At 66.2% G+C, this 14892-nt stretch carries 11 protein-coding genes and 1 pseudogene; 4 read left to right on the top strand and 8 right to left on the bottom strand.

Going from position 1 to position 14892, the window contains the following annotated elements:
• Window positions 1–13: 13 nt before the first annotated feature.
• The 3 genes from QOI01_RS33520 to QOI01_RS33510 all read right to left on the bottom strand — a co-directional run bounded on the left by QOI01_RS33520 (window position 14) and on the right by QOI01_RS33510 (window position 4819).
• Window positions 14–2341, bottom strand: a complete 2328-nt coding sequence (locus QOI01_RS33520; protein ID WP_526388112.1) for a putative bifunctional diguanylate cyclase/phosphodiesterase — start codon at window positions 2339–2341, stop codon at window positions 14–16.
• A 94-nt stretch (window positions 2342–2435) separates the two neighbouring features.
• Complete coding sequence (locus QOI01_RS33515) at window positions 2436–3404, bottom strand: antibiotic biosynthesis monooxygenase (RefSeq protein ID WP_526388110.1); 969 nt, start codon at window positions 3402–3404, stop codon at window positions 2436–2438.
• 8 nt (window positions 3405–3412) lie between these two features.
• Complete coding sequence (locus QOI01_RS33510) at window positions 3413–4819, bottom strand: amidohydrolase family protein (protein ID WP_526388108.1); 1407 nt, start codon at window positions 4817–4819, stop codon at window positions 3413–3415.
• A gap of 345 nt (window positions 4820–5164) precedes the next feature.
• Here QOI01_RS33510 and QOI01_RS33505 point away from each other — a divergent pair, with 345 nt between their 5' ends.
• From QOI01_RS33505 to QOI01_RS33495, 3 genes are read left to right on the top strand one after another with little or no spacing between them, the layout of a single operon-like run.
• On the top strand, window positions 5165–5992 hold the full coding sequence (locus QOI01_RS33505) for an FAD binding domain-containing protein (RefSeq protein WP_526388106.1): 828 nt from the start codon (window positions 5165–5167) through the stop codon (window positions 5990–5992).
• On the top strand, window positions 5989–8697 hold the full coding sequence (locus tag QOI01_RS33500) for a molybdopterin-dependent oxidoreductase (RefSeq protein ID WP_526388104.1): 2709 nt from the start codon (window positions 5989–5991) through the stop codon (window positions 8695–8697). The genes QOI01_RS33505 and QOI01_RS33500 overlap by 4 nt, the downstream gene beginning before the upstream one ends.
• Window positions 8687–9658 carry an antibiotic biosynthesis monooxygenase gene (locus QOI01_RS33495; RefSeq protein WP_526388102.1) on the top strand — a complete coding sequence of 324 codons (972 nt, stop codon included), beginning with the start codon at window positions 8687–8689 and terminating at the stop codon, window positions 9656–9658. Before QOI01_RS33500 ends, QOI01_RS33495 begins: the two co-directional genes overlap by 11 nt.
• A gap of 16 nt (window positions 9659–9674) precedes the next feature.
• Here QOI01_RS33495 and QOI01_RS33490 read toward each other — a convergent pair whose 3' ends face one another.
• Window positions 9675–10736: an amidohydrolase family protein gene (locus QOI01_RS33490; RefSeq protein WP_526388100.1), complete on the bottom strand. Its 1062-nt coding sequence runs from the start codon at window positions 10734–10736 to the stop codon at window positions 9675–9677.
• Between the two features lie 28 nt (window positions 10737–10764).
• Window positions 10765–11769 (bottom strand): extracellular solute-binding protein, encoded by a 1005-nt coding sequence (locus QOI01_RS33485; protein ID WP_526388098.1) that lies wholly within the window; start codon window positions 11767–11769, stop codon window positions 10765–10767.
• A 486-nt stretch (window positions 11770–12255) separates the two neighbouring features.
• On the opposite strand from QOI01_RS33485, the gene QOI01_RS33480 reads away from it, so the two are divergent.
• On the top strand, window positions 12256–12573 hold the full coding sequence (locus QOI01_RS33480; RefSeq protein ID WP_526388096.1) for a helix-turn-helix domain-containing protein: 318 nt from the start codon (window positions 12256–12258) through the stop codon (window positions 12571–12573).
• Here the strand turns inward: QOI01_RS33480 and QOI01_RS33475 are convergent.
• The 3 genes and pseudogenes from QOI01_RS33475 to QOI01_RS33465 all read right to left on the bottom strand — a co-directional run.
• Window positions 12570–13160 carry a ClpP family protease gene (locus tag QOI01_RS33475; RefSeq protein WP_526388094.1) on the bottom strand — a complete coding sequence of 197 codons (591 nt, stop codon included), beginning with the start codon at window positions 13158–13160 and terminating at the stop codon, window positions 12570–12572. The genes QOI01_RS33480 and QOI01_RS33475 overlap by 4 nt on opposite strands.
• Window positions 13157–13768 carry a ClpP family protease gene (locus tag QOI01_RS33470; protein ID WP_526388092.1) on the bottom strand — a complete coding sequence of 204 codons (612 nt, stop codon included), beginning with the start codon at window positions 13766–13768 and terminating at the stop codon, window positions 13157–13159. Before QOI01_RS33470 ends, QOI01_RS33475 begins: the two co-directional genes overlap by 4 nt.
• Before the next feature lie 64 nt (window positions 13769–13832).
• A pseudogene (locus QOI01_RS33465) lies at window positions 13833–14892 on the bottom strand (copper oxidase); the annotation flags it as partial.

Below are 14892 nucleotides of genomic sequence, written 5' to 3'. Positions count from 1 at the left end.
TCCCTGCGCGGTATTACTGCTGTATCACCAATGGAGCGAAGGTCGACAGTTTCTCGAGCAGAGACGGGCCGGCGACCGGGGGGCCGTAGTGGTAGCCCTGCGCGACGTCGCAGCCGTACACCTTGAGCTGCTCGACGATGGCCGCGTTCTCCACGCCTTCGGCGACGCAGATCACTCCAAGATCGTGGACGAGAGCGATGACGGCGCGAACGATCGAGGCGGCACGGGGGTCCTCCAGGATGGGAACGATGAACTCCCGATCCAGTTTCACCTCGTCGACGGGGAGCTCCCGCAGGTACTGAAGCCCGCTGTAACCGCTGCCGAAATCGTCGATCGACACCCGGATGCCAGACTCGCGCAGCCGCTCCAGCACGGTTCGGGTCCTCTCGAAGTCCTGCACGACAAGGTCTTCGGTGATCTCCACCGTCAGCATCGTCGACGCCAGCCCGTGGACCGACAGCGCCGCGGTCAACCGGCCGGGTAGGTCGAAGTCGTCGAAGGACGGCGCGAACAGGTTGACGGCAACCGGGACCGACTGGCCACAGTCACGCCAGTGCGCCGCGTCGGCGAGCGACTTCTCGAACACCAGATCGGTGACGGCGTCCATCAGGTCGTTGTGCCGGACCAGCGGGAGGAAGGCGGCCGGTTCCAGCAATCCGTGTTCGGGGTGTGGCCAACGGACCAGCGCCTCGACGCCGACGATGCCGCCGGTGCCGAGGTCGATCTTCGGCTGGTACACCACGGCGAGCTCACCGTCGTCGACGGCGCGTCGAAGGTCTTCGAGGAGCTCGGCTCCGTCATCTCCGACGTCAGCGCCCCCGCGCTCCTCGGACGCGAGTGTGTCGAGGCGCAGCGGGGCCATGCCCGACGCGAACGTGTGTACGCCCGCCGTACGGGTCCGCTTCGCCGTGTACATCGCCAGATCCGACTGTTTGAGCAGCACGTCGGTGCGCAGATCGAGGTCGCGGGCCGGCGCGATCGACAAGCCCACACTGGCCCGGATGGACAGCGCGTGGCCGTCGACCACGAACGGCTCGTCGAACGCGTCGACGACCCGTTGCGCGATGAGTTCTGGGCTCTCGGGCCCCTTTTCGATCAGGATGGCGAACTCGTCACCGCCAAGGCGGGCAACCGTGTCGCCGCTGCGCACCGCGTCGAGGATCCGCGTCGCAACCTCCACCAGAAGGGCGTCCCCGGCCGCATGCCCCAGCCCGTCGTTGACCTGCTTGAAGTGGTCGAGGTCCAGCGACAGCACTGCCAGCACGCCGAACAATTCACGCTTGTGGAGCTCGACGGCGTGCGTCAGCCGGTCGTGGAACAGGAACCGGTTGGCCAGTCCGGTCAGCGGATCACGCAGCGCCTGATCGGCGACGACGGCCCACAATCGCTGGTTTTGCCCCGCCACGAGGATCTGCCGGAACAGGACGATGATCACCAGCAACGCGGCGCCGGTCAACTCCGTCGCCGACGCAGGGTTGACGAGATCCTTAACGACGACGACGCCCGCCACTGCAACCGGAATGTAGGGCAACCACGACGAGACGTTCGCCGCGCCACTGCGATCCGTGCGGTCCCGCCGAGAGCTTGCGAGCGCGGCGAGACCGAATGCCAGCATCGCCGCCGCCCAGCCGGCGTCGAGGAGGTCGCCTCTGGTGTAGCCGCCGTGCGCGACGAGGTGGCGGTAGGCGACGTTGGACACGGCCATCAGCACGACCCCGGCGAGCAGGAGCGCGACGGGCAGTCGCACGACACCCCTGGCCCGGATCAGCACCAGCACTCCAATCGCGATCGCGACCAGATCGAGGATCGGGTAGGCCAGCGCGACGGCGAACGCGAACGGGCTTGCGCCACCGAGACCAATCAGATCGCGCAGGATCGCGACCCAGCCGATCAGGAACAACGATCCGAAGACGGTCAGCCCGTCCATCAACAGCCGGGCTGCGGACAGGCCGGAGTGCCCGACGGGCATCAGCAGGAGCCCAACGCACGTCGCGACCGGCAGCGCGAGGAGCCCGGCGTCGGCCTCCGAGGGGAACGGGACGGCGGCAGCGCGTGCGAGGGGGTAGAGCGACTTGACCACGCCTCCGAAGACCCAGCAGGCCGCGCCGACGGTGATGCAGGTCCATGCCATCCGCCCCCTACCGTTGTTTGCGCACGCTGCAGCAAACGCGCAGCCGACGGCGAACAACCCGAAGACCACGAAGGCCGTTTCACTGACGACCCGAGCTATCGCGGGGCCATCCACGGGCCCCAGCAACCGGAGAGCGAGCAGCATGGCGAGGAAGACGGCGCCGAGCAGCACCCCGGCACGGGCCGTCCGCTCAGGCAATAGCAAAGCCACTTGGAAGTCCTTTCAGCGTCAAGGGGCTTAGGAATCGGCCACCAGCGCTGGTTTTCTCGACTATACGGCAGGTCAATTAAATTGACCGGCAAACTCAATCCAGGTAGTCCCAGAACTGCAGCCACTTGATCGTCGCGAACGCCACCAGCGTCAGGGCATAGCCGCCGACGATGATCGCCGCGCCCATCAGACTGATCCGAGAGCCCGCGCCGTCCACCGGGTCCAGCCACTTGCGGAAGGGGCGCGTCACGTTGGGCATCAGCCACCACTGCAGCGCCGAGACGCTGACGATCTGGCTGACCCACAGCGCCAGCCACGGCTCTGCCCCCGCGCGGTCCAGAAGTGGCCCGAAGAAGCGGGACAGCACCATCACCGTCGGGTAGAGCACCAGCAGCACCAACATCGCCGACTTCCAGTTCGGCGTCATCAACGTCCGACCGTTCTGAACGCGCACCGTGGTCGCGAACGGCGTGGTCTGCGAGACGGCCGAAAAGCCCTTGGTCAGGCTGGACCGCAGACCTGGCAGTGCCTGCTCCCGCTCCGGTGAGCGCAGCCAGGTGGCCAGCTGCTCCGGCGTCCTGAACCGCAGCATCGACAACCACTCGTTGCCGTTTTCCGGGGGCAGCAGAACAGTGCCCTGGTAACCGGGAAACTTCGAGCTCGCACCGGCGAGCCGATCCTGCACCGCCCGGAATTCGGTCTCCTTGCCCGAGGCCACGTCGTGCCGGAACGCACTGACACCGGGGACGTCGTCGATGCCATCCCCGAGTATCAGATCCGTCGTTCGACTCCAGAACCCTTGGGACTGGCCATTTTCGAGCACCGAGCGCCGATCGCGGCTGTCCAGCCAGTCATGCAGAAGCTGCTCGCTGGAGAAGGTCACCGCCATGGCCCAGTCCAGCTCGGCGTCGTGGACCGACATCGCGCTGGACGTAAAGCCCGCGGCCGCACGGGCCGACGCCCGCAGGCCGGACAGCCAGCTGTCGAAGGCCTCCGGATCCGCGGCGGGATGGAAGATCGTCACCGCCGTGATGGACCCTGCCGCGCCACGCTGCGCGCTCACGGTGTCCCCTACCCGGCCGTCGCCTTGCGGCCCTGCACGTAGACCGCCGCGATGGACGACTCCCGGATGCCCATCAGCAGCCCGAAGAGGGTCTGCTCGCGCGCCAACCCGGGATCGTCGGATCGAACCGCCTTGGCGAGGGTGCCCCCGAGTTGCGGGGTGCCCGACGGATCGATCACGACGAAGTCGGCCTCCTTGCCGACGTCGAAGTTGCCGAAGCGGTTCTCCATGTCCAGTGCGCGGGCACCGGCCAGCGTGCCGACGAACAGCATCTCGGCGGGGTGCAGGGAAACTCCTTCCGCGCCGACCTCATTCATGTGTTGTTTGAACGCGTCACCGAGCACGCGTGGGATCAGCCACTCGTCACCGCCGCCCATGTCGGTTCCCGACGAGATGTTCACTCCCGCGGCCACGGTCCGCTTCCACGGCATGGTGCCCGACCCGAGGAAGAGCTGCGAGATCGGGCAGTGCGAGATCGACGAACCGGTCTCCGCCATCCGGGCCAGCTCGACGTCCTGCATGTGTACGCAGTGAGCCAGGATCGAGCGTCGGCCCAGCAGGCTCTTGCCGCCCACCTTCGAGCCGGGCAGGAACTTGCCGTCGTAGGTGTCGAGGTACGTGTCCACCTCATAGGCTTCCTTGGTGCTGTCGACCTCGCCGGTGCCGGGGCGGTTGTTCTCGTTGAGGTGACTGTGGAAGTACACGCCGCGGTGGCGCACCTCGTCGTAGAGGTCGCCGAGGCTCTTCAACGTCCCGGTGGTCACCGACAGCGAGAACCTCGGCACGATCGCGACGTGCAGGAGCGCCGTGTCGACGTCACCCGTGTCGGCGGCATGCCACTTCTCGATCTCCTCGCGCGTCAACCGGATCGCGTCCGCCTCGGACGTGATCAACGCCTTCGCGCTCTCGGGCCCGACGGTCTGAATGCCTCTGCCGCTGACGATGCGCAGGTTGGCCTTCAACGACTCGTTGAACAGTGCGTCCTGCGCGTGAGGGAACGCCGAGCCGAATGCCATGGCCGCGGTGGTTCCCGCCGCCACTCTGCGCTTGCAGAAGTCCACGGCGGCCTGCTGCGCGAAGTCGGGGTCGGAGAACTTCGACTCCGCCGGGAACATGCAGAGGTTCAGCCACTCCAACAGCTGTCCACCGCCATAGGAGTCGCCGGCATAGGTCTGCGGGAAGTGGACGTGGGTGTCGACGAACCCCGGCAGCAGGAACCCAGGGCGATGGTCGCGCACTGCGCCCGACGCGTAATCGCCTGGGATCTCGGCACGCTCACCGCAGTACACGATCCGGCCACCATCGTCGATCACCAGCGCGCCGTCGGGAATCGACACCAGTGCTTCAGCGGCCTCGGTCACCAGCGGGGTACCCGCCACGTGAAAGACGTGACCCAAGTGAACCTGGCTTGCCATCCGTTACTCCTCGGTCGTGTGAAGACGCGGCAACGCGACGTCGATCGATGCGGTCATCCAGGCACGCCCGTCACGTCTCGGTGGTGATGTCGCGAGCCACGCTAACCGCCCCGCTGAATGCCCGCCAGGGATGTGGTGATTTCACAGTCGGGCCTCAGCAAACGATCGTCTCGGCGCCCATCGAGCTCCGGACTGCCCTTTTGTCGCCCCTGGGCAAAACTGACATCCGTGAAGGCCGACTTTTGCGGACTGCCCGGCACGCCGCCTCGAGGTGCCTTAGAGTCAGCCGTCGGTGCGTCGGGTCCGCGGCGAGGCAACCACATCGTTGAGCTGGGAGCACGAACGGTGGACATCACCACGATCGAGGAAGTCATCCGGGAGGCGCCCAACCCACCTGGCCCTCTGTGGCGTCCCGGCGATGCCTGGTTGGCGGGCGGAACGTGGCTCTTCTCGGATCAGCAACCGGACGTGCGGCGCCTCATCGACCTTGCACCTCTAGGCTGGAATTCGCTGTTGACCGACGCCGACGGCCTCGAGATCGGTGCGATGTGCACCATTGCCGACCTGTATGCGCACGCAGGCCCGCGAGACTGGACGGCCGCACCGCTCCTGCGCACCAGCTGCGAAGCCTTCCTGTCGTCGTTCAAGGTCTGGAACTCCGCAACGGTGGGCGGCAACGTCTGCATGTCATTGCCTGCCGGTCCGATGATCACCATGACGGTCGCCCTGGAGGCGACATACCGGCTGTGGCCGGCAAGCGGTCGCGAACGCTGCGTCGAGGCAGCCGACTTCGTGACCGGCAACCACGTGAACGTCCTCGGACCTGGCGAGTTGTTGCACAGCATCCACATTCCGTCGAGCGCGCTGCGCAAGCGGTATGCCTACCGGCGCTTCACCCTGACCCACATGGGCCGGTCGACGATCTTCATGATCGCCACGCAAACCCCCGGCACCGACGACCTGTTGCTCACCATTACCGCGGGCACCACCCATCCAGTCCGGTTGGCGTTCGACGCCATGCCCACCGCCGATGCCCTGGCGCACGGTATCGACGACATCAGCGACGACGTCTGGTTCGACGACCCCAATGGCACTCCCGATCACCGCCGCCATTTGGCCACGCACTTCGCTGAAGAGATCCGCATTGAACTCAGCACGGGAGCCCACCGATGACCTACACGGTGAACGGCGCGCGGTACGACGCCGAGCCCGACCCCGGCCAGTGCCTACGCACCTTCGTTCGGTCGCTGGGCGTGCACGGCGTCAAGAAGGGTTGCGACGCAGGCGATTGCGGCGCCTGCACGGTGTGGCTGGACGGAACTCCGGTGCACAGTTGCATCACGCCAGCGTTCCGCGCCGACGGCCGCGAGGTCACCACCATCGAGGGTCTCGGCACGCGTGAGAACCTGCATCCCATGCAGGAGCAGTTCCGCGAAGCGGCTGGCTTCCAATGCGGCTTCTGTACCGCGGGCATGATCATGACCGCGGCGACCTTCACCGAGGAGCAGAAGCAGGATCTGCCCCGCGCGCTGAAGGGAAACCTCTGCCGCTGCACCGGTTATCGCGCCATCGAGGATGCAGTCAACGGGGTCAGCGCCATCGAGGAGGCCAAATCGGGTCAAGCAGTCGGCACCAGCGTCGGAGCACCCGCCGCCACCGGCGTCGTGACGGGAACCGTCGAGTTCACGATGGACACCCACATGGAGGGCATGCTGCACCTCAAGGTGCTGCACTCGCCGCACGCGCATGCCCGCATCGTGTCCATCGACAAGTCGGCTGCACTGGCCGTGCCGGGCGTGCATCGCGTGTACACGTGGGAGGACGTCCCCCGCAAGCGCTACAGCACCGCGATCCACACCGACCATCTCGTCGACCCCGACGACACCTACATGCTCGACAACGTCGTGCGCTTCGCGGGCCAGCGGGTGGTGGCAGTGCTGGCCGACTCGGTCCGGGCCGCCGAGGAGGGCGCCCGCAAGGTCGTCGTGCAGTACCAGATCCTGCCCGCGGTCTTCGATCCCGAGGAGGCGATGGCCGACGGCGCCCCCCAGCTGCACTGCTACGACGACCCATTCGCCCATGACAAGGACCACAACATCCTCCTGGAGTTGCACGGCGAAATCGGCGATGCCGAAGCAGGATTCGCCGAGGCCGACGTGGTCCACGAAGCCACCTACTTCTCGCCGCGCGTGCAGCACGCACACCTCGAGACCCACGGAACGATCGCCTGGATGCAGGACGGCAGGCTCAACGTCCGCACCGCCTCGCAGTCGCCGTCGGTCGCCAAGGTCAAACTGTCCTATCTGTTCGGCCTGCGCCCTGACCAGCTGCGCGTGTTCTGCACGCGCGTCGGCGGCGGTTTCGGGGGCAAGCAGGAGTTGATCTCCGAGGACCTGGCCGCACTGGCCACGCTCGACACCGGACGCCCCGTGTCGTGGGAGTTCACCAGGGAGGAGGAGTTCACCACCGCCTCGCCGCGGCACCCGATGAAGGTGACGGTGAAACTCGGCGCCAAGGCCGACGGGACGCTGACCGCGTTCGGCTACCGCAACGTGTCGAACACCGGCGCGTACGGAAACCACGGCGGTGAAACGCTGTTCGCCGCCGGTGCCGCGATCGCGCTCTACCGTTGTCCCAACAAGAAGTTCGACGCCTGGTCGGTCTACACGAACAACGTGCCGAGCGGGGCGCTGCGCGGCTACGGAATGACGCAGCCGGGTTTCGCGGTGGAGTGCGCGATCCACGAGCTGGCGGTCAAACTCGGTATCGACCCGTCGGAGCTGCGGCGGCGCAACGTCGTACGCCCGGGTGACGCCCTGCTGGCGCTCGCCGACCATGCCGATGACGTGGAATTCACCGAGGACGGCATCATGCAGTGCATCGACCTCGTCGACGAGGCGTTGCGGCTCGACGACAGCGGACGAGAGCTTGGCGAGGATTGGCTCGTCGGCGCGGGGGCCGCGACCTCCCTGCACGAGACCGCCCCACCCACCGACCACATCTCCGATGCATGGGCAACGCTGCGCGACGACGGAATCTACGAGATCGCCGTCGGCACCGTGGAATTCGGTGAGGGAACCTCCACCGTGCACGTGCAGATCGCAGCGACGAACCTAGGCACCACCCCGGATCGGATACACCTGGTGCAATCCGACACCGACAGAACCGGATTCGACACCGGCGCGTTCGCTAGTGCAGGCATGTTCGTGGCGGGCAACGCGGTGAACTACGCCTCGACCGCCCTGCGGAACCGCATCGTGGGATTCGCGGCATCGGTCACCGGCGCCGACGTCGCCGACTGCTCGATGGACGACGACGGGGTCGTGTGCGGCGACACCCGCCTTTCGCTGCTCGAACTCATCGAAGCGGGCCGATCCCGAGGCGTCCGGTTCACCGAGTCCCGCAAGGCATACGGTTCACCGCGCAGCGTCACGTCGAACACCCACGGATTCCGCATCGCCGTTCATCGGGTCACCGGTGAGATCCGCATCCTCTACAGCGTGCACGCCACCGACGCCGGGACGATCATCAACCCCGCGCAGGTGCGCGGTCAGGTCGACGGCGGCGTCGCCATGGGCATCGGCTTCGCGCTGACCGAGAACTTCCGCGTCGACGACGAGGGTGTGATGGTCAACCCGAACCTGCGCAACTATCGCATTCCCACCTACGCCGACGTCCCCCGCACGGAGGTGCTGTTCGTGAAATCCACTGACTCCGTGGGGCCGATGAAGGCCAAGGGCATGGCGGAGTGCTGCATCAACCCCGTGGCGCCCGCGTTGGCCAATGCGCTCGAGGATGCGACGGGTGTCCGCTACCGCGACCTACCGTTCACTCCCGACCGCATATACGAACGCCTGGCGTCGGCCCATGCCCACTGAATTACCCACTGACAACGCTGCCACCGTCATCATCGGCCTACCGGTAAAGCCCGGCTCCGAGAGGGAGTTCGCGGCGTGGCAGCACGAAACGAACAGAGCCGCTGCCCATTACCCGGGTTTCCTCGGGGCAGAGGTCACCGCGCCCACGGAACTGCAGCCGGACTGGGTCGTGGTCTACCGATTCGACTCGGTGGCCAACGTCCAGGCCTGGATCAACAGCGCGACCCGGCAGGATCGGGTGGCAGTCGGGCGGCAGTACCTGGACGGCCCTGCCACCCAACAGGTCGTCGGCGGTGCCGCCAAGCCGACCGATCAGCTCGTCACCGTCGTGATAAGCCATCGGGTCGGTCCCGATCACGTTGAGGAGTTCCTCGCCTGGCAGGACCGACTTCGCTTGGCGGAGACGGCCTTCAGTGGCTTTCGCGGGTCTGAGCTGTTCCGCCCGATCGAGGGCGTCCAGGATGAGTGGACCGCCCTGTACCGGTACGACAGCGCTGCCGACCTGGACATCTGGTTGGCGTCAGACGAGCGCAGGCAGCTGTTGGCCGAGGGCAGGCGGTTCCACGACTACAGCCTTCGCACGGTCGACAACTCGTTCGGCAGCTGGTTCGCGTTCGACGACAACGGCAACGAGGCGCCGCCCCCGTCGGACACCAAGACGTCCATCGCGGTGTGGGTGGGCCTCTACCCGACCGTGGTGATCCTCACCCTGGCGCTGTCCCCACTGAAGATGCCGCTGTGGCTGGGCATGCTCGTCGGAAACCTGCTCTCGAGCTTCCTCATGAGCTTCTTCACCATGCCGTACTACGTCAATCCACTGCTGAAGCGCTGGTTGCGACCGCCGCCGGAGGCGTCCGCGACCACTACCAATTGGCGGGGCATTGCCATCGTCGTGGCGGCGATGGCGTTCTGGACGGCCGCCATCTATCTGGTGACCACCCAGTTCTGGCACCTGCCCTGAGCAGCCATCACCGAGGTCAGCCGTCTCCGCTGTGCCCCCGGCGCTTGGTGGCGATGCTACCGCCGCTGCCGCCCATCGCCGCCGTTGCCGCCCGGCACTTCCCTGAGTGAGTTGAGTACTGCGTGGGCAACGTTCCCTGCGACGGACGCTGCGGTCGCAAGAATGAGCCACGCCCAGAAGAACCTGGTGGCGCCGCGGACTTGACTCCGCCGATGCGCAACCGATCGTCGCCGAAGTCGGACCGCAGGCCCAGCCCCGTCAGGAACTCCAGCCGGGTGGCCGCCTCCCAGCCGCGCACGTAGAAGACGACGCGCACGGACAGATCGCCGGCCGCCCGCAGCCGCAGATAGTCGCTGAGCTCGTCGGGGTTGCGCGGGATCTCGTGGATCGTCGTCGTGCCGTACCCGTGGAACCGGCGCAGCGTAGTCCGCAGTCCCTCGAGACGGACGTCGACAGAAACGGTGGGCACCAACGTGTTCGGCTGCGTGACGTCGAGTCGCAGCTTCGCTCGCTCATGCAGGACACCGGTCGGCTCACCGTGTTCGTCGCGCTCGATCCTGCCCCCGAGTGGGTCATCGGTGCCGGCGTCGATGCCCGCCGCCAGCGCGCTCGAACTCGCGTTCACCACATGCCGGCCGGAGGCGCGCACGATGACGGGCCGGCCCGAGCCGGCGGCATCGAGTTCGTAGCGGTCCGGGAACCTGCCCTCCCGGAGGTAGGAAGGGTTCAGGTTGTCGCCCTGGAGCCACTCTCCCTGCGGCAGTTCGGCGGACCGCGCGGCCACCATGTCCAGAATCTCGGTCAGCGATGACACCGCCCCCGCACCGCAGTCCAGGAAGGTGGTGCCGATCAGTGCGGCTCGCTTGGTGTGAGTATGCGAATCCACGAAACCCGGATAGGCATAGGAGTTTCCGGTATCGACCTTCGCGGTGTGGGGGCCGATCGCGTCATCCAGGGACCCAACGGGCGCGACCGCGACGATGGTGCCGCCGATCGACGCGATATCAATGTCCCTTGCCCACTCACCGGCACCGAGATAGGCGTGCCGCAGACGCAAGACCGAATCTACGAAGATCACCAGAATCCTTTCCGCAGAAGCTGCTCGATCAGCCGGTCTTCGTCCCGTTCTGTACCACGTCGCGCCACAGGTCTTCCCACGCCGAGTAGTCGGCGGTGATGGCGCTCTCGTCCACCTTCACCTCGTGCAGGTCGACACCGCCAAGGGATTTCTTGTTGAGCTCGACGTCGACGGGCGTGCGTCCGTTGTCCAGCAGTGCCTGCTGCCCGGCCGTGGACATCACGAAGTCCTCCAGCAGCATCCCGCCGGCGGGATTTCCCGACTGGCACGGGATCGCATACGCCGAGACGTCGACGACCGCGGGTATCTGCACCGGCTTGAACTCGATCGGGGCACCCTTGCCCTGCAACTCGACGATTCGGTGGACGAAGTTGTTTGCAGCGATGGCGTACTGCCCGGCGACCACGAATTCCGTAGTGGCGGTGTGCCCGTCGGTGATCGCCGCATTCGAAGCGATCTTGCGGAACACATCGACCGCTTGGTCCTTCGTCATGCCCTCGTTGTCCGTCATGTTCGTGACCTCTGCGGCGAACCAGAAGACGTCGGTACCTTCGACAGCCAGCTTTCCCTTGAATCGGGGATCGGCGAGATCCTGCAGGGACTTCGGCGCCTGATCCGGCGGCAGCAGCTTGGGGTTCCATGCCGGCACGGTGATCTTGAGTGAGTCGCCGGTGAAGTTCTTGTACTTCGCCTCGGGCACCAGGTGCGAAACCTGCGGCGTGTCCGCGGGGGCCAGTAGGCGTTCCTTGTCGAGCGGATCCATCCCGAGGTAGTCGAGCTGGATGACGTCTGACCCGCGGTATCCGGCGGCGGCTTCCTCGATCACCCGTTGTCTGATGTCCTCGGTTCCCGCCCGGTAGACCGACACGGTGAGGCCGGGGTATTTGTCCTCGAACGGCCCGGCGATGATGTCGTAGTCGTTCAGCTCGGTGTACCAGCTGATCGCACCCTTGTTGACCGCCTTCGCGTCGGCCGCCAGTGTCGACTCCCGTTGCTCGGGCGACATCCCCTTGACCTTCTCCGATTCCTTCACGGCCGGACCATTCGCACAATCACTTCCCGAACCGGGGTCCGCGGTGTCATCGGTACCGCCCGGAGCCGAGCATGACACGAGCGTCAGCATCGCAGCGACGGCCATGGTGGCCACGGAACCCCGACGGATCTGTGCCGATGAATCCCACAACCGTCGCGACACATTTTCTCCACATCGTCCACTTGTAGATTGGTTTTTATATTTAAGATCAAAATCTAGCCCTACAACTGCCGGCGCGCAGGCCAAGCGGATAAATCCGTGCGGAAGCCTGCCGCACCAACAACACCTCGACCGCGTCATACCGATCTTCGAACTGCGGCGCTCGTAGATGGGCGTGGACGGCCGCCATATATCTGGTCACCACCCAGTTCTGGCACCTGCCGTAGTGGTCTGCCTTCCACGAACTCCAGATCGTGCGAGGCCCGGTGTGCTGCGCTGGCAGCGAACATCCTTCCGTTGCCCGTGCGGTCCAGCGATGATGTCGCCATGGGCGAGATCATCCGCATCCATCCCGACCGAAGGCCGGAGCCCGACCCACTGTGGCGCGAGGTGCTTGGCCGCAAGCTGCGTGCTACGCGCGAAGACCAGGGCGCCCGGCTGATCGACGTGGCCGAGCGCGCAGGCATCTCGCCGCAATACCTCTCCGAGATCGAGCGCGGCCGCAAGGAGCCGTCGAGCGAGATGATCGCGGCGGTCTCCGGAGCACTCGGTATCGAGTTGGTCCGCCTGCTCGGTGGCATCTCGGCTGACCTGAGCCGTCCCGCCGCTCGCCGGCCTGCCGGTCCCATCCTGATGGCGGCCTAGACTCGCTGGTCGAGAAGGTGGTCGGCCAGGCCATAGGCGACCGCACCTTCGGCATCGAATACGCGGTCACGGTCGGTGTCGTGCCGCAGTTCTTCCACACTGCGTCCGGTGTGCCGGGCCAGGATGGCCTCGAGCTGGTTGCGTACTCGGACCACCTCGTCGGCTTGCAGGATCAGGTCGGGAATGGTGCCACGGCCCTGCGCCGCCGGCTGGTACAGCACGACCCTGGTGTGCGGCAGTACCGCTCGCCGGCCCGGCGCGCCCGCCGCGAGGAGCACCGCCCCGGCCGCGACGGCCTGCCCGATGCACGTCGTCGCCACCGGCGCCTTGATGAACCGCATCGTGTCGTACATCGCCAGCATCGCCGACAGGTCGCCGCCCTCGGAATTGATGTAGAGGCTGATCTCCTGCTCCGGGTTGTCGGCCTCCAGATGCAGCAGCTGCGCGATGAGCGCGTTGGCCACCCCGGAATCTATCGCCGTGCCGAGATAGACGATTCGCTCGGTGAGCAGGTGCGAGTAGACATCCATGATCCGCTCGCCGGTGGCGTTACGCGTGACCACATTCGGGATCGTGTACGTGCTCATGCGCGCGCGCCGATCCCGAACTGCTGCTTGTGAATCGGCACGACCTGGGAGAACTGCTCGACGATGCGGTCGATGAAACCGTACTCGCGGGCCTGCTCGGCGGTGAACCAACGGTCGTGCAGCGAGTCGGTGAAGATGTGCTCGATATCCTGACCCGTATCCTCGGCAATGATCCCGAGCACGGTGTCGCGGGTATGTCGCAGGTCATCGGCCTGGACTTCCACCTCGACCGCCGAGCCGGCGATACCTGCCGATCCCTGGTGCATCAGGATGCGCGCGTGTGGGAGGGCGGAGCGCTTGCCCGGAGCTCCCGCCGACAGCAGGAACTGTCCTGCACTGCAAGCCAATCCGAGAGCGAGCGTCGAGACGTCACATGGCACCAGGCGCATCACGTCGCGGATGGCGAGCATCGCCGGCACCGAACCGCCTGGTGAGTGGATCCACAGCGCAATGTCCTGGTCGACATCATCGGTGGCGAGCGTCAGGAGTTGCGTGGCGAGGACGGTCCCGTTGTCGTCGTCGAGCGCGCCGTCCAACACGAGCACACGCTTGCGGAACAGATTGTCGCGTAGTTGCTGATTGAACAGCGGCTGCTTGTCGTCGGTCATAGGTCGACAATGCCCTGACTTCAGCACTTTTCGCTGCCCGCGCTGCTCTGAGCAGAACCGCTCGCTATCTGCCGCCAAGCGGGGTTGCAGCCGTCAGCCCCGGCATCGCCGGAAGCGTCGACACCACCGTCGGGTTCAGCGTCGTGGCGTCCGGTCCCGACCGGCTCAAGCTGTACTTGCGCACCTCCTGACCGCCAGGTGTCACCCCGGCCACCAGCAGGTCGGCACCGTAGCTGGTGCTCGTCGTGGCCACCGTCACACCGGGTTTGGCACCCGGGAACGGTGCGAACGATGCGATCTGGGCGTACTTGACGTTCTCCTCGTGGTGGTTCGGGTCGTCGAGGTATATGCCCGGTTGACCGTCGAGGCCCGATCCGCTGGACCACACCCGCACCGCGCCGTCACCCTCGAGTTGGCTGGTGACGATGCTCTTCGCGCCTCCCTCGGCACCCGCGACCCAGCCCGTCGAGAGGCCGACGCCGCCCTTGTAGTCCTCGCCGTACGCCATGAATTGCGACGTCATGCGGGGGTCCGTCGGACCACCCGAATGTTCTTGCGGCGAAGTTCCATTGGCTCGCGACCGGGCGGTCGGAACGTACAGGTCGTAGCGGAAGGTCTTGATCAGCGGTGCGTCACCGGGACCTGGAGCCGTCACGATGCTCTCCCTGCCCGACCCCGATTCGACCAGACCGGTGGCCAGCGTCACCCCCGACTCGGAATCGGGATACGGGGTGAAGGCGGAGAACACCTCGGGCGCCTTACCGGATTCCCCAGGAAGCGTCGAGGAGAAGACCTTCACCTGCGATTGCATGCCAGGTCCCGAGCCGACGACGATGTTGTCCGCCATGGCGTTTCCGTCGATGTCGGCGCCCGCGACGGTGACGCCGCCCTTGAAGCCCGCGTCGAACGGGGCGAAGCGGGCGATCTCCGTCTTGAACAGCCCGTCCTCGGTGTTGTTGCCGTCGTAAACGGCGACCTCGGCGGATGCCCCCTGACCGGTGCCGACGATCAGGTCCAGGATCATGTCCCCGTTGACGTCCGCCATCGCGACCGATGGAGTTCCCTCGAAGTCCGGAAACGGGAAGACGGTCTGCAAGACCTTGTCGCCATTCGCGTCTCGCACC

This window comes from Mycobacterium sp. (genome assembly GCF_032162605.1).
Lineage (GTDB): Bacteria > Actinomycetota > Actinomycetes > Mycobacteriales > Mycobacteriaceae > Mycobacterium.
Note: the sequence above shows the minus strand (reverse complement) of the source record. Positions and strands in the feature narration are given on the sequence as shown.

Coding starts and splice junctions, on each gene's coding strand:
- QOI01_RS33510 (WP_526388108.1), bottom strand. CDS start 4,819: ATGGCAAGCCAGGTTCACTTGGGTCACGTCTTTCACGTGGCGGGTACC.
- QOI01_RS33500 (WP_526388104.1), top strand. CDS start 5,989: ATGACCTACACGGTGAACGGCGCGCGGTACGACGCCGAGCCCGACCCC.
- QOI01_RS33495 (WP_526388102.1), top strand. CDS start 8,687: ATGCCCACTGAATTACCCACTGACAACGCTGCCACCGTCATCATCGGC.
- QOI01_RS33480 (WP_526388096.1), top strand. CDS start 12,256: ATGGGCGAGATCATCCGCATCCATCCCGACCGAAGGCCGGAGCCCGAC.
- QOI01_RS33475 (WP_526388094.1), bottom strand. CDS start 13,160: ATGAGCACGTACACGATCCCGAATGTGGTCACGCGTAACGCCACCGGC.
- QOI01_RS33470 (WP_526388092.1), bottom strand. CDS start 13,768: ATGACCGACGACAAGCAGCCGCTGTTCAATCAGCAACTACGCGACAAT.